The 25329-nt window shown below is 67.7% G+C and carries 15 protein-coding genes; 2 read left to right on the forward strand and 13 right to left on the reverse strand.

Features of this window, described 5'->3' with window-relative positions; genetic code table 11:
• Positions 1 to 1461 (forward strand): amidase (locus ACIRA7_RS03535; RefSeq protein WP_396219430.1); only part of this gene is annotated, 1461 nt, incomplete at its 5' end.
• Between the two features lie 28 nt (positions 1462 to 1489).
• Here ACIRA7_RS03535 and ACIRA7_RS03540 read toward each other — a convergent pair.
• From ACIRA7_RS03540 to ACIRA7_RS03580, 9 genes are all read right to left on the reverse strand, one after another.
• Entirely contained in the window at positions 1490 to 4486 is a 2997-nt protein-coding gene (locus ACIRA7_RS03540; protein WP_396219431.1) for a WD40/YVTN/BNR-like repeat-containing protein, read from the reverse strand.
• 74 nt (positions 4487 to 4560) lie between these two features.
• A complete protein-coding gene (locus tag ACIRA7_RS03545; protein ID WP_396219432.1) occupies positions 4561 to 7164 on the reverse strand; it encodes an Ig-like domain-containing protein in 2604 nt (867 codons plus the stop codon).
• Positions 7165 to 7214: 50 nt separating this feature from the next.
• Positions 7215 to 7721 carry a hypothetical protein gene (locus tag ACIRA7_RS03550; protein WP_396219433.1) on the reverse strand — a complete coding sequence of 169 codons (507 nt, stop codon included), beginning with the start codon at positions 7719 to 7721 and terminating at the stop codon, positions 7215 to 7217.
• Positions 7718 to 9007, reverse strand: coding sequence for a DUF1501 domain-containing protein (locus ACIRA7_RS03555; RefSeq protein WP_396219434.1), 1290 nt, complete (start codon positions 9005 to 9007; stop codon positions 7718 to 7720). The genes ACIRA7_RS03550 and ACIRA7_RS03555 overlap by 4 nt, the downstream gene beginning before the upstream one ends.
• Positions 9008 to 9016: 9 nt before the next feature.
• Positions 9017 to 10570 carry a DUF1800 domain-containing protein gene (locus tag ACIRA7_RS03560; protein WP_396219435.1) on the reverse strand — a complete coding sequence of 518 codons (1554 nt, stop codon included), beginning with the start codon at positions 10568 to 10570 and terminating at the stop codon, positions 9017 to 9019.
• Positions 10571 to 10690: 120 nt separating this feature from the next.
• Complete coding sequence (locus ACIRA7_RS03565) at positions 10691 to 11116, reverse strand: hypothetical protein (RefSeq protein ID WP_396219436.1); 426 nt, start codon at positions 11114 to 11116, stop codon at positions 10691 to 10693.
• A gap of 137 nt (positions 11117 to 11253) precedes the next feature.
• Positions 11254 to 11784, reverse strand: coding sequence for a hypothetical protein (locus tag ACIRA7_RS03570; protein WP_396219437.1), 531 nt, complete (start codon positions 11782 to 11784; stop codon positions 11254 to 11256).
• A 33-nt stretch (positions 11785 to 11817) separates the two neighbouring features.
• Positions 11818 to 12825 carry a proline iminopeptidase-family hydrolase gene (locus tag ACIRA7_RS03575; RefSeq protein WP_396219438.1) on the reverse strand — a complete coding sequence of 336 codons (1008 nt, stop codon included), beginning with the start codon at positions 12823 to 12825 and terminating at the stop codon, positions 11818 to 11820.
• Between the two features lie 86 nt (positions 12826 to 12911).
• Entirely contained in the window at positions 12912 to 14867 is a 1956-nt protein-coding gene (locus tag ACIRA7_RS03580; RefSeq protein ID WP_396219439.1) for an LVIVD repeat-containing protein, read from the reverse strand.
• A gap of 208 nt (positions 14868 to 15075) precedes the next feature.
• Here ACIRA7_RS03580 and ACIRA7_RS03585 point away from each other — a divergent pair, with 208 nt between their 5' ends.
• The gene (locus tag ACIRA7_RS03585; protein WP_396219440.1) at positions 15076 to 15348 is read left to right on the forward strand and encodes a VF530 family DNA-binding protein; all 273 of its coding nucleotides are present in this window, start codon (positions 15076 to 15078) and stop codon (positions 15346 to 15348) included.
• Positions 15349 to 15530: 182 nt separating this feature from the next.
• Here ACIRA7_RS03585 and ACIRA7_RS03590 read toward each other — a convergent pair whose 3' ends face one another.
• The 4 genes from ACIRA7_RS03590 to ACIRA7_RS03605 all read right to left on the reverse strand — a co-directional run bounded on the left by ACIRA7_RS03590 (position 15531) and on the right by ACIRA7_RS03605 (position 25168).
• Positions 15531 to 19205, reverse strand: coding sequence for an LAGLIDADG family homing endonuclease (locus tag ACIRA7_RS03590; protein WP_396219441.1), 3675 nt, complete (start codon positions 19203 to 19205; stop codon positions 15531 to 15533).
• A gap of 470 nt (positions 19206 to 19675) precedes the next feature.
• Complete coding sequence (locus ACIRA7_RS03595) at positions 19676 to 20167, reverse strand: gamma carbonic anhydrase family protein (RefSeq protein ID WP_396219442.1); 492 nt, start codon at positions 20165 to 20167, stop codon at positions 19676 to 19678.
• A gap of 31 nt (positions 20168 to 20198) precedes the next feature.
• Positions 20199 to 23240, reverse strand: a complete 3042-nt coding sequence (locus ACIRA7_RS03600) for a hypothetical protein (RefSeq protein ID WP_396219443.1) — start codon at positions 23238 to 23240, stop codon at positions 20199 to 20201.
• A 14-nt stretch (positions 23241 to 23254) separates the two neighbouring features.
• Positions 23255 to 25168 (reverse strand): N-acetylmuramoyl-L-alanine amidase, encoded by a 1914-nt coding sequence (locus tag ACIRA7_RS03605; RefSeq protein WP_396219444.1) that lies wholly within the window; start codon positions 25166 to 25168, stop codon positions 23255 to 23257.
• Between the last annotated feature and the right edge of the window lie 161 nt (positions 25169 to 25329).

Raw genomic sequence — 25329 nt, forward strand, 5'->3', positions numbered from 1 at the left:
CTTCGCGGCGACTTCTCCGCCGTCGAGGTCACCACCGAAGCGCTCAAGCGCTGCCGCGCCAGCAACGACGCCCTGCGCGCGATCGATCAACTCGCCAACAACGCCCTCGAGGAAGCCCGGGCCTCCGATGCGCGCGCGAAGCGCGGTGCCCTCATCGGGCCACTCGACGGGGTGCCACTGTTCGCGAAGTCGATCTACGACATGCAGGGGCTGCCCACGACGGCATCGAGCGCCGAGTGGGCGCGCCTCTTCCCGATGCCGGTCACGCGTGACGCCCTCGAAGTGCAGCGACTCCGCGCGGCCGGTGCCGTGCTGCTCGGCAAAACGGCCGCTGACGACTTCGCGTATCGTGGCAACGGCACCAGCTCACTCACCGGTCAGGTGCGCAATCCACACGACCCCGCTGGACTGCGCACGCCCGGCGGCTCGAGCGCCGGATCCGCCGTCGTCGTGGCCTGCGGCATGGCGTTCGCTGCCCTCGGCACCGATGACGGTGGCTCCAATCGCATACCGGCGCAGTTCACCGGCGTCGTCGGCATGAAGCCCTCGTTCGGGCTGGTGCCGCGCACGGGCGTCATTCCCACCTGGCCGTATCTCGACACGCACGGCCCGCTGGCGCGATCGGTGCAGGACGCCGCACTCATGCTCGATGCCATCGCCGGCCCCGATGCGTCCGACGGCCTCGCTGATCGCGCGCCTTATGCGCGCGGGCGGCTCGGTGCGCTGCGCGACGACGCACTGGTGGGCGCGCGGCTCGGACTCGTGGAGTTTCACGTGCCACGCGCGCAGATGACCGCCGACGCGCTCGCCGTCTTCGACCGCGCCCTGGCCGACTGCGCGAGCGCCGGGGCGATCATCGAATCGTTCGTCCCGTCGGTGAACCGCGCGGACGTGCGCGAACAGTTCGCCGCCGCCGCCAAGGCACGCGGTGACGTGGCGCCAAACCACAATGCACCGGCGCCAACGGCCAACGCGCTGCTGCGCTACTTCACCGGGCAAGACCGCGAGAATCCCGCGGCAAACGTGCAGCGTGGCTTGGCCGCCTTTCGCGCCTTCTACGATGTGCTTCCCGCCGAGTGGGACGCCATGAACGCGCTGATCACTCAGCCGTACGAGACAGACGCCGCCAGTCAGTCGTTCGCTCGTTCGCGCGAAACGATCGTGGTCGAGCTGGCCGCGTCGTTCCGCGCGAAAGGGATCGATGCCATGGTCTATCCCACGATGCCCTTCGGGGCGCCCGACGCCACCGATCCGTGGCCGGATGTGCGCACCACCCTCGGCTATGGAAATTGGCTCGGACTCCCCGAGGTCTCCGTGCCGGCCGGGTACGACGCGAACGGCATGCCCGCCGGCAACCTCTCGTTCGTGGGACTTCCCGGCAGCGATGCGAAGCTGCTGGCAATGGCACACGCCTACGAGCAGCGATCCCGTCGGTTCGTCGCGCCACCGCCTCGTCGTTGATCACGGGGCGGTGGCTGAAACGTCCCGCCTACTTCGCCATCCAGCGCGCCTTGAGCGCCGCATAAGCCGCCAGGCGCGCACGTGCCGTCTGCACCATCACATCGGTAGCCGGCGCATCGCTGTCCTGCAGCGCATCGATCACGGCCTGATGCGACGCGGCCACGCCGCCGAACGCGTCCTGTCCGGCAAACGCCGTGCGCCCGCCCGAGCGGGCATCGACGGCCAGCCGCTGGGCCTCCAGCATCGCGTCGTACAACGCCACCGACAGATCGTGCTGCTGCGTCAGCGCGGTCGCCGGGGTCTTCACCCGAGGATCCATGCGCACGGTGAACGTCTGCGACTGTACGGCACCATCCACGGTGAGCCGCGCCGTGTATACACCGGGCATCACCCACGGCCCTTCGGGCTCGCACTTGGTGTTGAACGGCGTCGCCGAGATCGGCAGGGTGCACTCGGCACTCGGCCGCGCGTAGTGCAAGTCCCACGTGAAGCGCTGCAGCCCGGCCTTCGTGCTCGGCGCCGCAGCCGGACGGAACCAGTAGCGCGGCCAGTTACCCGCGTCCGCCGGCGCCGGTGTGGGATCGGTGCTCGCAAAGGTGCGCACCACGCGACCGGCGGCGTTCACGATCTCGAGCGTCACCGACCGCGCATCACGCGACAGGTAGTAGTCGATCATCGCCCCATCAGGCGGATTCTCCGCCCGCGGCTCATCGGGTGGCACCGGCGTGTCGGTATACATCGAGTAGCGCACACGCGTGGCGACCGCCGGCTTGAACAACGTGGCCGGGGCCGAGGCGCTCGCCTCGCTCCACTGCCGCAGCGCCGTGGTGTTGTCCAGAATCCAGAAGCCACGCCCGTGCGTGGCCACGGCGATGTCATCGTCCTTGATGACCAGATCGCGAATGGAAATCGCCGGCATGTTGCCGCGCAGCGAATGCCAGTGATCGCCATCATCGAGCGAGAACCACACCTGCGTCTCGCTCCCCGCATACAGCAGCCCGCGCCGCTTCGGATCCTCGCGCACCACGTTGATCGGCGCGTCGGTCGCAATGCCGCTCACGATCTCCGTCCACGTGGCGCCACCATCGCGCGTGCGATAGATGTGCGGCCGCAGGTCGTCGAGACGCAGCGTGTTCACGGCCGCATACGCCGTCGTCGCACTGAAGTGCGACGCATCCATGAGCGACACCTTCCACCACGCCCCGATCTGCGGCGGCGTCACATTGCGCCACGTCGTGCCACCGTTGCGTGTAATGTGAATGAGCCCGTCGTCGGTACCCGCCCATACCGTGTTCGAATCCACGTAGCTCGGCGCAATCGTGTAGACCACGCCACGTCGCGTGGGCTTGGCGCCCGGCGTGCTGGCGTACGTGCCCACGCTGGTCGGGACGTCCCAGGTTTCGCGCGATAGATCGTCGCTGAGCCGCTTCCACGTGGTGCCGCCGTTCACCGTGCTCCACACCACGTTCGTGCCGTAGTACAGCTTGCGCGGGTTGATCGGCGAAAAAAGAATGGGCATGGTGCGAATGCCGCGGAAGTAATCCGGGCCGCTGCGCGCCGCGCCGCGCGTGCGCCCGAGGGTCGGACTCACGTTCTGCGTCTGCCCCGTGCGGCGATCGAAGCGGGACACGGTACCACCGTACACGATATCCGGATTCAGCGGATCTGGCGCCACGTAGCTGTATTCGCTCGCCCCCACCGGACGCCAATCGCGATAGGTGATGCTGCCGTCGTTACCACGACTGCTCACACAGGCCGAGCCGGATTCCTGCTGTCCACCGCACACACGGTACGGCCACGCGTTGTCGGTGGTCACATGGTAGAACTGCGCAGTCCCCTGATTGTACCACGAGCTCCACGTCTCGCCGTCGTTCACCGTGACGACGGCCCCCTGATCCGACACCAGCAGCATGGTGGACGGCAGCAGCGGATTGATCCACAGGCGCTGATAGTCGTCGCCCCCAGGCGCGCCGCGGAACGCCGTCCAGGTCACCCCGGCGTCGGTGCTCTTCCATGCCACCACGTTCATCGAGTACACCGTGTTCGGTTCGCGCGGATCCACCGTGACCGCGGCAAAGTCGTCGCCGCGTCCGAAGATGCGGTTGTCGGCTGTGGTGCGCGTCCACGTCGCGCCGGCGTCGTCGCTGCGATAGAGGCCGCTCTTGGCGCCGGCGGTGGCGGTGACGTATATGCGCCGCGGGTTGCTGGGGCTGATGCCGATGCCGAGGCGACCGAGTCCATCGGCTGTGGTGGGGAGTCCACCGGCGAGCTGGCTCCACGTGGCGCCACCGTCGGTGCTCTTGAACAGCCCCGAGTTTGGCCCGCTCCACGCCGCGTTCTCCCACGGCCCCTGCCGCGCCTCCCAGAGCACCGCATACACCGTGTTCGGATCGTTGGGGGACAGCACCACATCCGCGCCACCGGTGTTGTCGTCCTTGAACAGCACGCGCTCGAACGACTGCCCGCCGTTCACCGAACGATAGATGCCGCGCTCGGCGTTCGGTCCGTACGGATGCCCCAGCACCGCCACGAACAACCGCTCGGGGTTCGTGGGATCGATCGCGATGCGCGGAATCTGCTGCCCGTCACGGAGCCCCAGATGCGTCCAGGAGCGACCGGCGTCGTTCGAGCGATACATGCCATTGCCGGTGCTCAGATCGGGGCGCTGGAGTCCTTCGCCGCTGCCCACGTACAGGATGTTGGGATTCGACGGCGCCACTTCCACCGCACCAACCGAACCGGTGTTCTGGGCATCGAAGATGGGATTCCACGTGCGGCCGGCGTCGTTCGTTTTCCAGACACCGCCGTTGGTGGCACCGATGTAGAACACGTTCGGCTGCGAGGGCACGCCCACCGCGCTCTTGGTGCGGCCGGCGCGGAACGGCCCGATGTGCCGCCAGCGTGGACCCTGGATCGCCCCGCTGGGAAAGGTGGCCTGGGCGGCGACGCCGGCTGGCCCCACGAGGAGGGAGAGCGCAGCGAACGCCGCGAAGGCGGGAAGAACGAGTCGTGGTAGTCGGATCACGGGGATACCCGGAAGGTCAGCGAGAAACCATGGATGCAGGGAAGCTACCGCCGCCGCCGCCCTCGCGAATCAGCCTACCGTGGCAATCCCGGTGTCGTACCGGCCGGGCCGGTTCCAATGACGAGGTCTCGAAAGAATCCACCCAGGACCACGCCACCGCCCGGGGGCGCGAACGCCGTGGCGACGCAGGTGGAGATATTGGTCGGCACTTCGGCATTCCACGTGGTGCCGTCGAAGCGGCGAACGGTTGCTCCACAGCCCGACACGTACACATCACGCGGATTGGTCCCGGCGAGCCCCGAGAAGTTCTGTCCCGCAAACGACGCCGAGCTCCGCCATTCGCCATCGCGCCGCTCCAGCAGTTCCGTGCCGCCTGCCGCGAAGACCCGGTCACCGACCGCCAGCACCGCCCGCAACGGCGCCTCGCTCGAGCTTTCCTCTCGTGACCAGAGGCGCCCATCGAACTTCCAGATGCGCCCCTCGTCGCCCACGGCCCACACGTTCCGCGAATTCAGGCCGTGAATGGCCTGTAGGGCGCGCGCCGTGCGAAACTGCAGTTGCCACGTCGTCCCGTTGTAGAACAGGATTTCGCCGTTGTAGGTGACCGCCCACACCGAGTCCGCTCGCACACCCCACACGCTGGGAATTCCCGACGTGGTCGGCGAAGGGAGCGTCTGCCAGGACACGCCGTTGGAACGCAGCAGCGTCCCCCCGTACCCGGAGGCGAAGATCGCGTCACGCGATGCGCCCCACACCGACAGCAACCCCTGTCCACCGGCGGGTCGCATCGTGCTCCAGCGCGTGCCATCGAACCGGTCGATCGCCCCCTGAATGCCGACACCCACCAGCAGCCCCGAGGCATCGCCCCAGAGGCCGCGATACGACGGCGTGCTCGACACCAACTCCCAGCGTCCGTTGCGCCGGGCATAGGACACGCCGTGCCAGCCAACCACGACGGCCCCGTTGCGATCACCAAAGCCTCCGGTCATGCGGCTTTCGCCCACCGACGGCGAATCGATTCGCCAGGTCGCCCCGTCAAGCCGCATGACCATGCCCTCCTCACCCACCGCGAACTGCGTGTTCTCGACGAGGAAGAACGACCACTGCCGCTGCCGATACTCGGTGTCCATGCGTGTCCAGCTCGTGCCATCCCCGCGATAGATGGCCCAGCCGTAGCCGCCCTCGAAACAGCTCACGAGCACATCGCGCGGGCCGCGCAGGAAGATGCCGGCACAATCCGTCGCTGCCCCCGGCAGCTCGGGCGCCCGCTGCCACGCGCCGTTCACCAAGCGCAGCACCGTTCGGCCATCGCCGGCGGCCCACACGTCGGACGCGCTCCACGCCGACACCGTGCGAATACTGCTGGTCGTCCCCGACGGCATGGTGGTCCACCCCGTCGCATCGCGTCGCATGATGAGCCCGCCGACACCCACCGCATAGATCGTCTGTTCGGCGGCGGCCGCCCACTGCAGATCAGCGGGCACGGTCACGGCCTCGCGGGCCCACGCGGTGCCGTCAAAGCGCCAGATCTGCCCGCTGCCGACCACGACGATGTTGCGGGACGACGTGCCGGCAATGTGCTGCGCGCAGAACGGCACCGCGGTCACCGTGCGCCAGGCCGCCCCATCCCATCGCATCACCAGCCCCGAACAGGTCACCGCAAAGACGGAATCGGAGCGCTGCCCCCACACGCCGCGGATATGGTCGCTGAACGTCCCCCGGTCGGCCGCAACCTGATAACGCCATGCCGTGGCCGCGCGATACGGGTCCACCGTGATGCTCACAGTGCGACGCTGCGTGGTGTCCACATCCGCCATGGCCGTCACAACCACGAGTCCCTCGCGGCGCGTGCTGACCACACCGGCGGTGTCGACCGTGGCCACGGCAGTATCGCTGCTGCGGTACAGCACGCGGCGATTGGTGCCCGGAGGCACGCCCAGCGTGGCCGTGAGCCGCACCGGTACCGTGGCGATCACGCGCGTGGCACTCGCCGTGAGCGTGAACGACGCCACGGCGTTCACCGACACGACGGCGGTCCCGGTCTGCCCGTCGCGCGACGCGGTGACCACCGCCCGTCCGGGGCGCACCCCGGTCACCCGCCCGCCCGTATCCACGACGGCCACACTGGCATCGCTGGACGCAAAGGCCACGGCGCGGCCCGCCAGTATACTGCCGGCCGGGTCGAGCAGCTGCACGCGCATCGTCTGGATTTCACCCACGGCGGGCGTGAGCACGGAATCGAGCACCCGCAGGCGCGCCGCGCGTCGGAACGCGAACCCCGACACCTCGGACGTCTGTCCCCCGGCCATGGTATACGGCCCCACTTCCGACGAGTCGAAGGCGGCGCCGCCCGTGTTGATGAGGCGCAGACGTACCGACACCGTGCAGGAGATCGGACTGCCGCACGCGAGTGTCGTCGCCACGGGGACCTTCTGGCCGAAGCCGCTCGCTGGCACCGTGGCCCGGCCGAACGACACCCAGCTGCCGCCGCTCCGCGTCTGTCCCACAACCACTTCGCCGCTCGTGGCCGCGATACCGTCGGCCCCTGTGGTCGACAGCGTCGGGACGGTCACGTTGACGGTGAGGTCGTTGGAGCGAGTCGGTGCGGCCGTTTCCTGGCAGGCGGCCAGTACCCCACAGGCCCCCAGCGCCACGGCCTGCTGAAGCAGACGTCCCACACGAGGCCCGCTTGGCCTCACCGACGGTCCGGGCGTGCGCGGATGCGGCATTACCACATCGCCAGCAGGTAGTACCGCCAGCCGCTCACACCGTTCACGATGGTGATCGTGGGCGTCGTGCCCACGCCCGACACGCCGCAGTAGATGTCGTCGTTGGTGGCGGGCACCTGGCTCACCGACAGCCACGTACGTCCGTCGGTGGAGACCCAGCAGGCCACGAACGGCAGCCTGTTGTTCGCCACGGCCGTCGCCGGCAGGGGCAGCGAGAATGTGCCCGCGGCACCGAAGACACCGGTGGCCTCCACCCGATTCACCACACCCGGCGGCCCCTGCGGACCGGCGGGACCGGCCGGGCCCTGTGCACCAGTCGCGCCCGGGGTGCCGGCAGGTCCGGTTGGCCCGGCGGGGCCGGTGGGACCCTGCGGACCAGCGGGCCCCTGCGGACCAGCGGGACCCTCGGCCCCCGCGCACGCCGCGAGCAACGCCAGCATCAGGAGCGAGCTTCCCGCGGCGAGGCGCCGAGCGACCGGGACAACGACGAGACGCGCAGCGATCACCGGAAGACTCCGCGGAAACGGGGAACGTAGTTGGGGAAGATGACCGACTGATTGGGATTCCCGAGTCGCTTCTGCACGAGCTCAGCGAGCACGTCGCGAGTGTCGGTGGTGACACGGAGGTCCTGCCCATCCTCGAGCACCTCGCGCGCCAGCCCCGGCCACTCGGCGATCACCCGGCCGCCAGCCACGGCGGGGCCCATCACGAACATCACGCCGGCGCGGCCATGGTCGGTGCCCTGGCTGCCATTCTCACGCACATTGCGTCCGAACTCGGTGGCCACCAGCAGGGTCACGCGCAGCGACTGCGGTCCCTGCATGATGTCCTGCCAGAAGGCGGCCAGGCCGCGCGAGAATTCGGTCATCAGCGTGGCCATGACGCCGTTCGCTCCGACGCTCCCCTGATTCGCATGCGTGTCCCACCCGCCGTAATCGACGTGCGCCGCTTCGAGGCCGATCTCACCGCGGATCATCACGGCGATCGCGCGCAAGGCGTTGCCGAAGTTGTTGCTGTCGTACGTCGCACCGTTGGCCGGGCGATAGTTGGTGAAGTCCAGGGCGCGGAGAATGTTGACCGTGCCGAGTCCGTCGAGCGCCGCGTCGCGCATGGGGGCCCAAGCGCCCCCATACAGGCGCTGCAGCGCGAGCTCATTCGGGGTATTGAGGCTGTACCCCGGCGGCCCTGGAATGGGCAGCGACTTGGGCGCGCCCTGCAGCGTGCGGGGCATGCCAGAGGTGACCGAGACGCCACGCAGCGGCGCCGAAGGATCCATCGGCTCCGAGGTTGCGAGGTGCCGCGCCAGCCACCCGCTTTCCAGCGAATAATCATCGGGCTTGCCTTGCTCGAGGTACCGCTCGGCCTCGAAGTGCGAACGCGAGTTGGTGTATCGCTGGCCGGCCGCGTGAATCGGGAGCAGGTGCCCCGCGAGATACGCCGGCAAGAGCGCCGACATGCCGGGCGGCAGCATGAAAAAGTTGTCGAGCGCCGTGCCGCGATTGGGCGAGGTCGCATCGGGACGCGGCACGGCGATGGTCGGCCGCCCGCTGTAGTAGAACGGATCGGCGAAGGGCGCCACCAGCGTGAGTCCGTCGGCGCCCCCGCGCAGGAACACCGACACCACGATATCGCGGGTCGAGTTCTGCGATGGTGCCAGCTGCACCTCGGGGAGCCATGACGGCAACGCGGCCGCCATCGCACTCAGGGAACCAGCTTCGAGAAAGCGACGCCGGTCGAGCGTGCGGTACTCGTCGCAGCCGCCCGCCTCGTGATGATGATGGGGATGATGCATGATGGCGGCTCAATAAAACTGGAATTCGGGCGCGCACACCGCCAGACGCACGGCGGTGAGGACCCGAGCATTCGTGACGCCGCTGCGCAACGCATAGCGCAGCTCGGCGGCAAGTTCGGGGCTCATCTCACCTCCGAAGAGGCGGCGATTGATCACGGCGATCACGCCATCACTCGTGCCGTCGGCGGCGAACGTGGCGAGATTGAGCACCGCGCGCCCGGGCCTCGTGTTGTCGACTTGCACGAGGTGATTGTTGACCGCATTCCAACGGTCCACGATCAGCCCCGCCCAGAACTCGGCCCGGTCCGGGTACGCATCCGGCGTCGGCCAGTTGCCGAAGGCGTGCCCCATGTCGTTGATGGGGTACACGAGCGAGATGTAATCGCGCCGCACGTCAGTCACCGGGTTGACCGTCGCGCCCGTCGCGCGCAGCGCCGAAATGCCGTAGTGAAATGGGCGCTTGAGTTTGGCCGGCGCCTTGGCCAGGTTCGCGCGCGACAGCACCACGCGCAGCATGGCCTTGATGTCACCGTCCGTGCCGTACGCGTTGATGACCGCCTGGATCTGCGCCGGGGAAGGCGTGGGGGTCACGAACCAGCGCAGCAGCTTGGTCGCGATGAACCGCTTGGTCTGCGGGTGCGAGATGAGCATCTCGCAAAAGGCGATCCCCTCCTCCATGCCGCTGGTGCCGGTGAACGCCTGAGGGCGCGCCGGGAACGACATGCCGAACGTCTCCTTGGCCCCGAAGTCGTGATTGCCGGCCTTGTACTCGAAGTTGCCGTTCACATCCATGCTCCAGCCGGTCAGCACACGGGCCAGCCCGACCACGTCGGCCTGCGTGTAGCCGCCGTCCCACCCGACGGTGTGCAGCTCCATCAGCTCACGGGCGTAGTTCTCGTTGAGGCCGAAGCGTGTGCTCCACACCTGGTCGAGATAGAGCAGCATGGAGGTGCTGCGCATGCTGGCCCGAATCAGCGCGCCCACGGTGGACAGCACGTGCGGGCGGACGTGCTGTTCCAGGTGAATGGGCGTCAGTCCGCGGAAATTCCAGATCGGCACGTGCACGTGGTCGGACCAGAACTCGAAGAGCCGTTCCTGCAGCTGACGCCGCGAGTACAGGGCACGCTCCGACACCAACATGCGCATGGGCAGCTGCGCGTCGAAGTAGTGCGTGCCGAGTTCGTCGAAGTCGAGCAACTGGCGAGGAGTGAAGCCGAGCAGGCGGCCGTAGACGGCCTGCACCCGCGCGTCCATCGCGCTGTCGTCGATCCGCGAGGGATTGAGCTGCTCCTCGAGGTAGGCGTCGTAGCCGAGGGCCTGCACGCGGGCCACCTCGACCTCGTTCAGCCCCAGGGTGATACGCCGTGCGAGACGCAGCTCGGACGATCGCCAGGTGGCCTGTTGCCCCAGCTGATTGATCAGCCCTCCGATGAGGGCCTTCCGGTTGGGCGGTTGGGCGCCGGCGTCCGAGACCAGTGCGGTGGGCGCCAGAGCGGCCGCGCCGATCGCCGTGGCGCTGCCGCGCAGCCACTGTCGCCGACTCTGCAGGGTGTGGTCGGTCATTGGGGAACGGGCAATCGTGAGTTACGAACGTGACACCGACAATATAAAAGACGGTGCGGCATTCAGCGAGTAACAGGATGGCCCGTGCGAGGTGCTGGCGAGGCCCGCTCGGTCAGCTGATCAACTCGCCCCCGCGCGGTCGTCCTCATGCTGCTCGCGGCGCGCGTCGGCCGGCAGAATGCCCGCGTCGTTCACCATCAATCCCACGGCGTCAGGAATCATCGCCGGCCACATCACCACCCCCTCCAGGCGAACGAGCCGGCGCGGGCGCCGTCCCGCGCCCGCGTACCGACCGCGGGCCCACAATTCGTACACGACGCTCAGCGCACCGCCGGCCGCGGCGAACAGCCCCCACGTGGCCGCCGCCTCGCGCCACGGCAGGGCCACGATCATCCACAACAGCACGCCATAACTGAGCACCATCCCCAGCAGGCGCATCCCACCGCGCAGCGCCGCATTGAGCGCCACGCAGGCGGTCGTCCAGAGCAGAATCCCGAACAGGACGATCGCCCACATGACATTCACGAAGTAGAGCGTCATGGACACCGACGGGACGGAGGACGGAACGGCGAACCGGGCGGACGACCGTACGGCGCGGGCGTGCGAGCACGGTGTCACCGCAGGGCGGACGTCGCCAGAGCAAAACCCTGACACGCGTGCGTTCCCCGCGCGGTACCCGCGCTTCACCAACGCGGCAGCAGCCCCCGCGTCATCCCCCACGACGCCAGCACATCCGTTGGCACATGATCGGACGTCGCCCGCTCATGCGCCCACGGCAGCAGTTCGCGCGCCGTGTCCGTGCACAGCAATTCCGGCTTCGGCTGGATCCCGACACGACCGAGGTCGAGGCGGTCGGCGTCCCAGCACGCCAGCATCGTCGGATCGCCGGTGGTGTGTCCATCGGTGTGCAGCGCGCACGCGGCGTACAGCAGGTCGAAGCGGGCGTCGTCGAGATGCACGAGGGTCCCGCGCAGCGATCGCGCCAGCTCGCCACCGCGCGTGCCGTGCCCCGCATCAATGTGCTCGTTCACCCGGCACGCGTCGTGGAACAGGGCGAACAACATCACCACCTCGGTGTCACCGCCATGTCGCGCGGCCACCTGCAATCCGTTCTCCAACACACGGGCCCAATGCACGACGCCATGATGGCCGTCCCATGGCAACGCGTAGCCTCGCAGAATCTCCTGCAGCAGCAGCGCCGGCTCATGCGTCATGCGCACGCGACTCCCACCCCTCGCGCGATCATCTCAGGGCCGCCGCCGATCGACGTCGATCAGGAACGCGCGCACGGCCGCGATATACTCCGCCGGCTTCTCGCGCATCGCCGCGTGCGCACCGCCGGGGATCACCACCAAGCGCGCATCGCGCATCGTGGCGCGGAACTCCTCCAGCGTGGTCGGACGCGCTTCGTCGAATTCGCCGGCGATGAACAGCGACGGCGCAGTGATCTCGCGCATCTCCGCCGCACGCGACCACGCTTTCAGCGAGCCCGTGGACAGAAACTCCGTGGGGCCCCACATCTGCCGATAAATCGTATCGTTCGACGCCACCCCGTCGCAGCGCGCGATCGGGGGCGTGGGAAGGCGCCGCACGTGACGCGCGTAGAACGAATCAGTGGCCGCCTTGTAGGCGGGCGAATCGATCGTACCAGCCTTCTCATTGTCGTCGAGCACCTGCTGAATTGACGCCGGCAACTGCTCGCGCAAACTGTCGGCATCTGCAATCCACCGCGGCGTGGAGATGAGCGGGCTGCTGAAGATCACCGACTTCACACCTGTGGGCTTGGTGGCGATCATGTACTCCGCCGCCAGCGCCCCGCCCCACGAGTGACCCAGCAGGTGCACCGTGTCGAGCTTGAGCGCACGTCGCACCGCGTCCACTTCCTGCACGAAGCGCGGGAAATTCCACAGCGCGGTATCGGTGGGGTGCTCGGAACGTCCCGACCCCAGCTGATCGTAGAAGATCACGGGCCGTTCGTTGGCGAGTGGCGCCAGCACCTCGAAGCGACACGACGTGCCCCCTGGGCCACCGTGCATCGCCAGCAACGGCACTCCCGGCCCGTTGCCGATCTTCCGATACCACACCTTGCCCCCGGGCACGTCGATCATCCCCTCCTGCGACGGGAAGGTGTCGGCGGCGGCCGTCAGGAGTGTGTCAGACGCGGCATCAGCCTTCGGGGAGCAGGCCGCCGCAATACCCATCGCCGCGATCGCAACGGCGGCCATGAGACGTGGAGCGAGTGGGAGTGAATGCATGGCCCAATCATGCGACCGTGGCCGTCACTTGTCGAGCAGGTGACGGCCACGGTGTTCGCGAAGGAGCGCGCCCGATAACGGGCGCGTTACATCGCCAGCGCCTGCAGATCCTGCAGCGCCTTCTTCAGCAAGTCGACCTTGGCCGGATCGCAGCTGCGGCTGCCCTCGACGTCCGCGACCAGCTTGCTCAACGCGGCGTTCCGCGCCGCGCCATTCGCCTTCTCCGCGGTCGCGATCTGCGCGCGGATGTCGCCGATCTTGGCCGGCGCCACGCACCCCTTCCGCTCCAGCTGATCCGTGAACGCCTTGGCCAGCGCGAAGCTGGGCGGCCACGAAATCTTCGGCTGCCCCTGGGCGTTCAGGTAGTCCCACTTCACGGTGTTGGCCGCATCGATCTCGTTCTGCGAGATGTACTGGCTCGGCACCAACTGCGCCACGTCCATGCCGCGCGCAATCTCCGAGCTCACGATGTTGCCGTTGTACCAGTACACCGACCACGAGCCGCCCATCTCCATGCGCGTGCCGTCCACCGGGCCGCGGTCGAAGCTGGCGATCTCCTTGGGGTTGGCCGCATCCGTCCAGTCGAACACCGAGATGCCGCCCTGATACCACGCCTGCACCATCACGTCACGCCCCGGAATCGGAATCAGCGAGCCGTTGTGGGCCACGCAGTTCTCGTTCGCCGTCTGGTACGTGGGGATCTTGTAGTAGCTCTTGAAGACCAGCTTCTTGTTCACGATCTCGAAGATGGCATTGGCACCCCACTCCGGCTTGTCGAGTGGGCGGCACTTGGGCGAACCACCACCACCCCATTCATCGCTGAACAGCAGCTTCGTGCCATCGTTATTGAACGTGGCCGAATGCCAGTAGGCGAAGTTCGAGTCGGCCACGGCGTCAAGGCGCACCGGCGCGATCGGGTTGCTGATGTCGAGCAGCAGGCCATGCCCTTCGCAGGCGCCACCGGCCAGTCCGAGCGCCGGGTACACGGTGATGTCGTGGCACTGCGAGCCTTCGCTGATCACGGTGCTGGTGTTGGCGGTCATGCCCTCCGCCTCGAACATGGCCTTCACGCGGGCTTCCACCACCGGTCGTGCCGCGGCCGAATCGGCGGCGTTCGGTGTGGTGCCGCCGCGCGCCTTCATCAGGCCTTCGATGACCGGCTGCGTGAACTGCGGGGGCAGTTCCATTTCCTGATTGATCGCCGGCACGAACACCATGAAAGCCCCGCGCGCCTTGGCGGCCTCGACCTCCTTCTTGTCCGCTTCCGACGGGCCGTGCGCCTTGGGGGCGGCAAGGCCGGCAAAGATGTTGGCCCGGTTCACGATCGCCGCCTTGCTCGGATCGGCCAACGGCACCTTGATGATCTCGATGCGCAGGCGCGACGACTTGGCCTCGCTGCTCGCGAGATTGCCCACGCACTCGGCCAGTTCGCCCGCCGGACGGATGCCCGACGAACCCGACACGTAGATGTACACGTTCTCCTTGTCCTTCGGATCTTCCAGCACCGTGTGCGTGTGCGAACCGCGGCACGTCTGCACATTGGCCACCAGCTTCGGCTCACGGATGTTCGTGATGTCGAAGATGCGCACGCCACGCACGCGATCCTTGCTGACCACATCCCTCACGCCACCCGGCTTGCAATCCACGCGGCCGTTCATCGCCTCGGCCGACATGAACATGAGATTCTTGTACACGCTCACGTCGTTCTGCGAGGCGGGGCACTCGTAGGCCACCACCAGCTTTGGCGCCGACGGAGTGCTGATGTCCCACACCACCGGGCCGTTGTAGTTGCCCTGAATGACGTAGTTGCCGGTGAAGGCAAGGTCCGAGTTGGTCTCTCCGAGGAACCCCTTGGGCGAGACCGCCTTGGCCACGACCTTGAGGTTCGACGCGTACTCGGCCGCGTCGAACAGACCGGCCTTCAGGTTGTTGCGGGGGTCACCGGCGGGAGAGGGCGCGGTGACGGGCTTTCGCGGAGCACAGGCAGCGAAGGCCGTCGCGGCGGCCACGGCCAGCGCGGCGCGCAGGGGAAGAGTGGACATGGGGACTCGCGGGAAGCGGGAGGGAACAGCAAGCGGCACGGCGGTCGAGCGAATCTATCGCCGGTGGCCGCGTCCGTCAGGGATACGGGGACCGTACGGAGTGATGGGACGGATCGTTTCGAGGGCGCCGCGCGTCGGGTGCGCGACCAGCCGGCCCCACTAGATTCCCCGTCATGCGACTGTCCACCTCCACACGCCGCCTGCACCCATGACCGAGCCGCGTCCTGTCGATCCCCTGCACGGCGTCACCCTCAAGGCGATGGTCGAGCACCTCGTCGAGCGGTACGGATGGGATGGGCTGGGCGATCGCATCGAGATCCGCTGCTTCACGCACGATCCGAGCGTGAACTCGTCGCTCAAGTTCCTGCGCAAAACGCCGTGGGCGCGGGCCAAGGTCGAGTCGCTGTATCTGCATTCGGCGGCGCACCCGCGAAAGACCCCCAAGCCCCCGGCAGCCGACGAGCGCCCCCCGGCGGAGTAGCCGGCGCGCGGGACGCCGAGGCATTGCGGGGAGCACGACCGCGCACACTGACAGACCCGGCCTTCCTCACCGCGGCCAAGTTCGCGGATCCGTTTGCGCGGTAGCGCGCATTGAGATGATAAAGAGAGCGGCCGACTCCATGGCGTGGAGTCGGCCGCTCTCTTGTTCATGTCACCGCGCGTTCACCCGCACTCGCTGAACCCGCACACGTGGCACTTCACGCACCCTTCCGCGAACTCCAACTGCGAGCCGCAGTCCGGGCACGTACCCATGAACACTTCACCGTGCGCTGATCCGAACTCGATCGGCTGCATCTGCTCGGCACCGTTCGTCATCGGCGGGCGCGTGAGCGGCACCCCAGCGGCCGGCGTCAGCATGGGCGGCGCCATCGGGGTTACCGGGCTCGGTGCACTGACCGGCGCACCGCCGGCCAACAGGTCCGTCTGCACGCCCTGCTTGTCACGCCACCACTGTTCCAGCGCGATCCCCACCGCGTCGGGCAGCGAGAGCACCTTGTTCGGCCCGAGGCCCACCGCGCGGTCGCTGGAGATGCCGCGCAGCTGACGATGGATTTCCTGCAGCGAGATGCCGCTGCGCAACGCGAGCGACACCAACCGACCGATCGCTTCGGCGTCGGCCATCGCCGAGCCGCCGGCCTTGCCGAGGTTGAGGAACACTTCGAACGGCTGGCCCTTCTCGTCTTCGGTGATGTTCACGAACATCACGCCGAGCGGCGTTTCCTTGCGGATAGTGGTGCCGCGCATGACGTCCGGGCGCGAGCGCTTGCCGCGACGGCTCGCATTCTCGGCTTCCGCGCTGAACAGCGCCTTCTTGGTGCGCTCGAGTTCGTTCTGCAACTCGGCCATCGTCCCCTGCAGCTCGCCCAGTTCGCGCTTGAGCGCCGCCGCGGCGTCGGTGGTGGCCTTGTCAGCCTTCGGCGCTTCCGGGGTGCCGGCCGCCTTGGCATCGTCGCGCTTGGCGGCCGCGTCCTGCGTGGCACCGGTGCTGAGCACCTGGTTGTCACGCGAACCGTCGCGGTACACGGTGACGCCCTTGCACTTCATGTCGTACGCCATCTCGTAGATCGCGCGCACGTCGTCCTGCGTGGCGGCGTAGCCGAAGTTGGTGGTCTTCGAGATCGCCGAGTCGCAATGCTGCTGGAACGCCGCCTGCATTTTGATGTGGTACACGGGCGCGATGTTGTTGGCCGTGTTGAACACCGCCTGCCACTTGAGCGGCACGTCGGCGTGCTTCACGGTGCCCGTCTTCGCGATGCGCTCCATGAGTTCGTCGCTGTACCACCCCTCGGCCTTCGCGATCGCCACGAAGTCTTCGTTCACGTCGGGCATCATCACGCCGGCCTGATTGCGCATGAACGCCACGGCGAACAGCGGCTCGAGTCCGCTGGAGCAGCCGGCGATGATGGAGATCGTGCCGGTGGGCGCCACCGTGGTCACGTTGCAGTTACGCAGCAGCTGCATGGGGCGGATCCGCTGGCCCTGCTCGTCGCGCGCGCACGTGTCGTCGGGGCCCCAGATGGAGCGTGCCCACTCGGGGAAGGCACCGCGCTCCTTGGCCAGCCGCTCGCTCTCCTTCTTCCCTTCCACGTCGAGGAACTCCATGACCCGGCGCCCCATCTCCACGCCTTCCGCACTGTCGTACGGAATGCCCAGGCGCACCAGCATGTCGGCGAAGCCCATCACGCCCAGCCCGATGCGGCGGATGCGCTTGGAGAGCGCGTCGATCTCCGGCAGCGGATACTTGTTGACGTCGATGATGTTGTCGAGGAAGTGCGTGCTGAGCGCGATATCGCGACGCATCGCCTCCCAGTCGACCTGGCCGTTCACCACGTAATAGCCGACGTTCACCGAGCCCAGGTTGCACACGTCGTACGCCAGCAGCGGCTGCTCGCCACAGTTGTGTACCACGAAACCGTTGCCGATGAACGAATGGGTGAGCGGCTCGGTCAGGTCGTAAACCATTTCCTCGCCCGCTGGTTCGATGCGCTCAAAACGCGCCGTGAACGACTCGCGATACGGTCCGCGCGCGCCGTAGCTCGATACGCGCGCGATCAATGCGTTGTTCTTGGTGCGCGTCAGGAAGCCGATCTCCTCGGAGAAGCGCAACACGTTGTCGCGCGAAATTACGAGATCGTGGTCGGCCTGGCACGACACCTCAGCTCCCTGGATGGTGACCGTGCGCGCAGGATGACGAGTGCGATAGATGCGCGACGCGATGCCGAAGTTGAGCAGCATGCGCTGTACATCCTGCAGCAAGGCGATCGAGATCGACGTCAACCGCACGGACACGCCCTTCTCCGGCGTGCCGCTCACGTGTCCATCGGCGGTGAACAAGGCCTGCAGAAACCCCTGCTGCATCGTTTCCGTACCCGCCAACACCGCTGCCGGCACGCAATCGAGCTTCGACTCGGCGGTGACGCCAAAACGCTCGGCCACCAGCGCGCGCAGGCGCGTGCTGCTCACGGTCGCCAGCTCGCGTGACGGGATGTCAACCACGCCAACCGGTGCGCGTCCGCTCAGGCCCAGCATGTCATTCACATCGTTCGAGAACGACGTGGCGACCTCACGATCATCGCCCCAAAACCCCAACACGGCGCCGTGCCCGGAATCGCCGGTGACGTGGCCATCCGCAATGAGCCAGCCAAGCACGCGCCCCTCTTCCGACGTGCCCGTGGTACCGAACCCGCCCTTCACATTCTGAATGTGCAGGGCATCGCCTTCCGTTAGCGACTGCGCCTCGACCCAACCACGCGCGGTCATGAACCGATGATCGGCCGTTACGCGAATCTCGTAGCCTTCACGCGTGACCACGCGGAACACCGGCTTCACGCCGCTGGCAAACGGCACGCCCGCAGGGCCTACACGGCCGGCGCTGAAGCGCGCATCGAGCGTGACCGGCATCGCCGTATCGCGTTCGGCCAGCGACGCGATCGGCACCAGGCCGTTGCTGGTCGCAACCAGCGTATCGCCGGTGACACACGGGTTCGTCGCTTCGTACGCGCCGAGATGCGGCACCGGGTTGTAGCGGTTCGCCTCGTCGATGAAGAACACCCCCGGCTCGCCGGTGCGCCACGCGCCGAGGATCATCTTGTCCCACACGTCGCGCGCACGCGCCTGCCCCACCACGGTCCCGTTGCTCGGATCATACAGGTCGTAGCTACCATCGACCTTCACCGCGTCCATGAACTTGGTGGTGATGCCCACCGAGATGTTGAAGTTCGTGATCTTGGTCAGGTCTTCCTTGCTCGTGATGAAGTCGAGCACGTCGGGATGATCGACGCGCAGGATGCCCATGTTCGCGCCACGACGGGTCCCGCCCTGCTTCACCGCGTCCGTGCTCGCGTCGTACAGCTCCATGAACGACACCGGCCCCGACGCCACGCCGGTCGTGCTCCGCACCATCGCGCCCTTGCTCCGCAGGCGCGAGAAGGAGAAGCCGGTGCCGCCCCCCGACTGATGAATCAGCGCCATGCTGCGCAGCGTGTCGTAGATGCCGCTCTGGCCATTGCTGAGTGCGTCATCCACCGGCAGTACGAAGCAGGCGGAGAGCTGGCCCAACGGACGGCCGGCGTTCATGAGCGTCGGCGAGTTCGGCTCGAACCGACGCTGCGTCATCAGGAAGTAGAACTCCTCCGCCACCGCCTGCACCGCCCCGTCGCTGGCGCCGTACCGGCGATCCGCCTCGGCCACCACCGTGGCCACTCGCCAGAACATGTCCTCCGGCCGCTCCACCGACGCCCCGGACTTGTCCTTGACCAAGTAGCGCTTGTCGAGCACCGTCCGGGCATTCGCGGACAGCGTGACCAGACCATCAGGCGGCGTAGCAGCGAAGGGCATTGTTGAAGCTCCTGCAGTTGGCGGGGGGCCGTGCAAAATGACCGAAATACGACGCGCTCGAGAACGTCCTCGAGAACGTGGCGGAGGGCTTAGCGGGCGGGTATGGTGCCTCCGTTCGTGAAGCCGCACAAGTAGGGCCGTAAGTCGTTCTCGGCGAACGCGTTGTGCAAGACAGATCACGGAACTGCGACACCCCAGAAGTTGTCCACCGACGTCGGCTTTTGTGAGCAGGCGCCGTGTCAATCGGGAGCGGACACAACCGTTCTGTCAGGGCCACGCTGTCTCGACAGTGCCGACAGCATCGCACAACCGCATACACGTCAATCGGTTGTGGACGTGCACCACCAACCGATCACCGCAGCATCGGTACAGCACGCCGACACGCGCCGCGGCGCCCGCATCACGTTCGCACACGGTCCGCCAGAGCACGCTTGCTTGCAGTCACACCGCAAGCACGCCGTTGCTCGCTGTCACGAGTGGTGCCGCAACAGTGACCCCTGCCGGTGCAGCTCCTTGAGCGCGACATACCGCGCCGCATTGTCCAACGTCCCCGCCTGCTGCGCCGCACTCAACTGCCGCACCACCTTCCCCGGCACTCCCACCACCAGCGACCCCGGCGGCACCTGCGTGCCCTCCGTCACCACCGCGCCGGCCGCGATGATGCTCCCCCGCCCCACCCGCACGCGGTTGAGCAGGATCGCCCCCATCCCCACCAGCACGCCGTCTTCCAGGATCGTGCCATGCACCACCGCCCGATGCCCGATCACGCAATCCTCCCCCACGATCGTCGGCGTCCCCGGATCGGCGTGAATCACCGCGCCATCCTGCACGTTGCTGCGCGCCCCGATCACGATGCGTTCCACATCGCCGCGAATCACCGCGGTGGGCCACACGCTCACGTCATCGGCGAGTGACACATCACCGACGACGACCGCCGACTCATGGATCCAGAATGCTGACATAAAGACAGTGAGGGTATGGAGTACGGGGTACTCAGAAGTACCCACCCAACGTCACGTAGAACGCACCACCACGCGACACATCGCGTGGCGCCACATACGGGGCCGCGGCACCGATCCGCAAGCGATACGGCACGTCGTACTGCACCGCCAGGTCCACCACCACCTCGGCCCCCGCCGAGGCCAGCCACCCGTCGCGCCGACCCGGTCGCTCGCACACGACGTTCGCCGACCGCGCCAACGCCCCCGGACACCACGCCCGCGCCGCGTCGCTGAACAGCGTCATTGACAGCCGATCCACGAACAGCGTGAACGGACTCGGCAACCGCTTGAACATCACCAGCGGCGCCCGATACTCCACCCCACCCGCCAGCGCGCGAATCCCGCGCTGCGTACCCGGCGCCACGCCACGCAACGAGAACGTGCGCGACGGATCACCGAGCGCCACCCCCGGTAGCAGCTCCGCCGACTGCCCGCTCGTGCCCCCCACGCTGAACTCGCTGGTCGACGATTGCTGCGCCACGCCGATCGTGGCGCGTGTCGCGATCACATGACGCGAGAAGCCCGGCAGGTTCAGCGGCAGGTACTGTCGCGCACCCACGATCGAGCGCCACGCACCCGACGCGGTGGGATCGTTCTCGCGCCAGCGGTACGCCGTGCTGCCGGTCAGCGTGAAGCCTTCTTCCACCGAGATACCGCGTAGGCCGAGACGTGCTGTGCTCACGCTGCCGCTGGCGAAGAACGAGCCGTACCGCGTACCGGTGCGCAACAGCGAGTTCGGTGCGCCGAGTGCCGAGTCTACGTCGCTCGTGAAGTCACGCAATTCGTACTGCGCACCGATCGTCCCGCTGATTGAGCGGCGCACGCGCGGCACGCGCCACGTGCTGGAGCCCGTCAGGAAGCGACGCCGCCGGGCGATGAAGCCCAGCGTGACCCCCGAGTCGCTCGTCGCACGGAACGTACCGTCCCACTCCTGCTGCGCCGACACGTCCAGCAGCTGAATGCCGAGACCGGCGTAACGGTACGACGCGAACGCATCCGTCTCGCGAAGCTGCGGCTGCACCAGCGCACCGGCCGCCCAGGAATGCCGTCCGAGAATATCCACGCCACTGCTGGAGGCACCGTACGTCGCACCGCCATCGCGTCCTTCACCAACCAGCGGCATCCAGTAGCGCGGCATCAGCTGGCGCAGCGGCGCGTAGCGCGTGGCCACGGCCGAATCTGCGCGGGCGCCCAGCTCGGTCGCGGTTGGCACCGACACGTCGGTCACGTTCGTGGGTGGATACCACGCCGAGCGCGCGATCGGGCCGGTGGTATCGAGTGGTGCCCACGATACGTGATACCCGTCGACCCGATAGAACAGCGCGGCCACCCTGGTGCCATCGGGCGACACCGTGGGCTCGAAGATGCCGCCGCTCACCGACGAGGCCACGCGCACGTCGTCGCGCTCCTCGCGCCAGCGCATCGTGTCGATCGGCGCGCCGCGTGCGGCGATCGGCGCGGTCTCCAGCTGCGAGCGTCCGCTGCGATCGCTCACCCACACCAGACGCCGGCCATCGGGGGTGAAGCTCGGGCTCGCAAACACGCCGCGGGCCCCGGCCACGGCGATCTGTAGATCGCCATTCACGTCCAACACCACCACGCGCTGCTCACCAGTGGGGAGCAGCTGCACCGCCGCAATGCGCTGCCCGTCGGGCGACCAGCGTGGCTCGGCCCATCGCTCCCACGTGGCATCCGCCGTGATCGGCACGATACTCTCGCCCGATGCACTCACCCGCACCAGACGCGTTCGCGCCGCGTCCAGCTGCACGGCCACGATACTGCCATCGGCGCGTACATCGGGCTGTGTGAGTCGGGCGCCTTGGGTGAGCCGCGTTTCACCACCGCGATCCGCCCCGCCATAGGCTCGGCGCGAGCGATACAGATCCGAGCGCACCACGTACGGATCCAGGCGCTCCGACTGGGCGAACACCAGCGTCCCGCTCCCGTCACCGGGGACGGGCACGTTCACGTCCAGCGTGTTGCGCCACGCCAATCGATGCGGCGCGCTCGCCCCACCGCGGTCAGCCGGCGCGATGTACATCCCCGTCACCTCGCGGCCGGTGCTGGCGCTCCACACGATCGAGTCGGTGCCCACCCATCGCGGTGCCGTCGCATACCACCCGTCGGCACTCACCGCGTGCCACGCACTGTCGCCGGGCAGTGCCCACGACACACGCCGCAGCGAATCGGTCAGCTGTGCAAACAGCCCATCGAACGACCGGCCAAACGCCTGGCGACTGTTCCGGCTCAGCAGAAACGGCACCACGTTCGCGGCGGTGATGTCCACGAAGCGCTGCATCCCGCCGTCGCGCTGCATGGCCGCGCGCTGCATCACCAGCGATCCCCACGCATAGGCCGTCTGTCCGCCGGGAAACTGAGACGTGGACAGGCTCCATCGCTGAGGACCGGGGACGAACGCATCGCGAACGGCCGTGCGTGCCACCATCGGAAAGTCGGTGCTCACGTTGCGGCCACTGCCCGTGAGCTTCGACTCGTAGTGCACCGCCAATCCCTCTTTCACCCAACTCGGCGTGAGCGCATTGGGAAAGAACAAGGGATTCCGGCCAAACACCGCGCGACCCACCATCCACGCCCCACGCGCGCGATCGATCTGGAAGATGTGCGCCATCTCATGCGTGATCACCATGCGCAGCCAGTCGTCGTGAAAGCGCAACTCGCGCTGCGCGACCGGTGGAACGGCATAGATCACCACGCGATTCGTGGGAAACACCTGCGCGTACCCGTTGCTGGCGTCCACGTTGTCGGCAATGAGCAGATCCACCGGACCCGACGGCGGTGCGAGCTCGCGCGACAGCTGCGCATACGCCACCTCCGCCAGCAACGCCGCGCGTCGCGCCAACGCTTCGTGGTCGGGGCGGAAGTGCACGCGAAAATGCGGCATGGCGATGGTACGCATCGCCCCCCGCGGATCGACCTGCGCCATGGCCGGCGGGGCGAACGACAGCAGCACGCCGAACGCGGCGGCGAGCACGACCGCGAGCCGCGTGCCGGTACGTTGCCACGCGCGGGTCACGCGCCTCACACACATCACGGCTGCAGCACGGGCGTAAAAATTCGGAAGTACCGCTCGAGTCCCACCACGAGCCCTTCGGCGTATTTCCGCTGGAAGCCCGCGTCGCGCATGGCCGCTTCCTGCTCGGGCAGCATGAGGAACAACCCCTCGGCCAGCACCGACGGATACCACGTGGGCCGCGCGACGGCGAGGTTCTGGTAGTGCACGCCGAGGTCGCGCAAGCCGAAGCGCTTCATGAGTTCCTCCTGCACCGGGCGGGCGAGCGGCTCGCTGTTTTGGTGATAGAACAGCGTGCTCGTGCCGTTGGCCGTGAACGGATTCACGCCGTCGGGCAGTGCGTTCAGATGCACGGAGATGAACGCGTGCGCACTGGCGCGACGCGCCGTGACGCCGCGCTCGGTGAGACCGACCGGCGCGAGCGAGGTGCGTGTCATCACGACATTCGCCCCGCGCGCGCGCAAGAGCTGGGCGACCTGCTCACCCACCGGAAAGACCGCATCCCCTTCGTACAGGCCGGTCGGTCCCGTCGCGCCGGCGGGCGGATGTCCCGGATCGACGGCAATCGTGAGACCGCGCAGCGGATTCGCCGCATCGATCAGCGGTGGGCGGCGCACCCGCAGCACGAACTGCCGGCGACTCTCGTCCCAGATCGACTGCCAGCCGAACACCGGCTGCGAGAGCGTGAGCGTGATGCGCACCCGATCGCTCGTGACCTGATCCCAGCTCATGCGACGCACGAGGGTGTCGTTGCCGAAGATCGGCGAGATCTCGGGGTTGGCCTGCACCCCGTACAACGTGAGCACCAGCGTGCGTCCATCCGGCTCCACCAGATGCGCGGGGCGATCACCCGTCGAGATCGCGACATCGACCCACTCGGCGCTAGGCGTGACGCGGAACCCGCCGGTCACCCGTCGCGGCATCGCGGCCCCGTCGGGGAGCAGCACGAGATCATCGCTGTCCACCCACACATCCAGCGTCCCGTCAAGACGGATGCGCGTGAATCCCTGACTCCGGCCGGTGACCTCCACGATCGTGCCGTTCAACAACATCCACTTGTAAGTCCCATCCACGATGGTACGGGCGTTCACCACACGGTCCGTGTCGCTGCCTATCGTGGACGGGCTGCGCAGCATCGCCAGCACGCGGGTGTCCGCCGGCAACGCGCGCACGAGCGGCACATTCAGCCGCACCGTGTCGTTGCCGCGTATCGCGAACAACCGCGCTGGGCGAGCGCTGTCGGCCAGCAGGCGCGCGGCAAGATCGGTCGCGAACACGGCCGACAGGTCATCGTCGTTCGCATCGACAACAGCAGTGGAGGGGGCCACACTCGGGGCGGCCACGAGGCCAGTCCCGCGTATCAGTGGCCGCCGCACGCGGTCGCTGCCCTCCACCAGTACCACTGCGTTCGCCGGCGCCCGCACACTGACCCGCACGTAATCGTCGCGCTTGGCCCAGAGACCACGCCCCGGCAGCACCGAGCCGCTGTCCACCCGCAGCGTTCCCGCACCGGGCAACGGCGTCCGCACCGGCACGCGCACGCGGACCGTGCGACGCACCGTGTCGGCAGCGCGTGCGACCACCACGTCATAGCGCAGTGCGCCCGCGGGCGGATTGGGGAGCCACGCCAGAAATGCACCGTTCGGCGCGACCGGGACCGTCTGTCCATTGATCGCCAGCGACGCATCGCCCGTGCCGACACTCCCCAGCACGAAGTTGGAATCCCGGCTGGTGAGCAGCTGATTATCGACCGGGTAGCGGACACGCACGTCGATCGGTGCGCCGCGGACCGCAGGTACGGGCGGCAAGCCCGCCACGATCACCGGTGGCACCACCATCGGCGTCGGCGGCGCTCCTGCCGTGGTCGGGGGGGCACAGGCGCCTGACACGAGCGCCGCGCCGAGTAGCAGCAGCGAACGAGGCCTTGGCATGGGTACGGAGCTGTTCATCATTCAACCGAAGCTGATGGTCGGCGGGACAGGCGTCCAGCCGCAGATCCGTCGGTGTTTCCGGGCCGCTGAAAAGTTACTGGGACCGGACGCGCTTGCTGCGGGTCAAATCGGCCAAATCTCCGCCGGTGATTTGACCCAGC

The organism is Gemmatimonas sp. (assembly GCF_044376735.1).
Lineage (GTDB): Bacteria > Gemmatimonadota > Gemmatimonadetes > Gemmatimonadales > Gemmatimonadaceae > Gemmatimonas.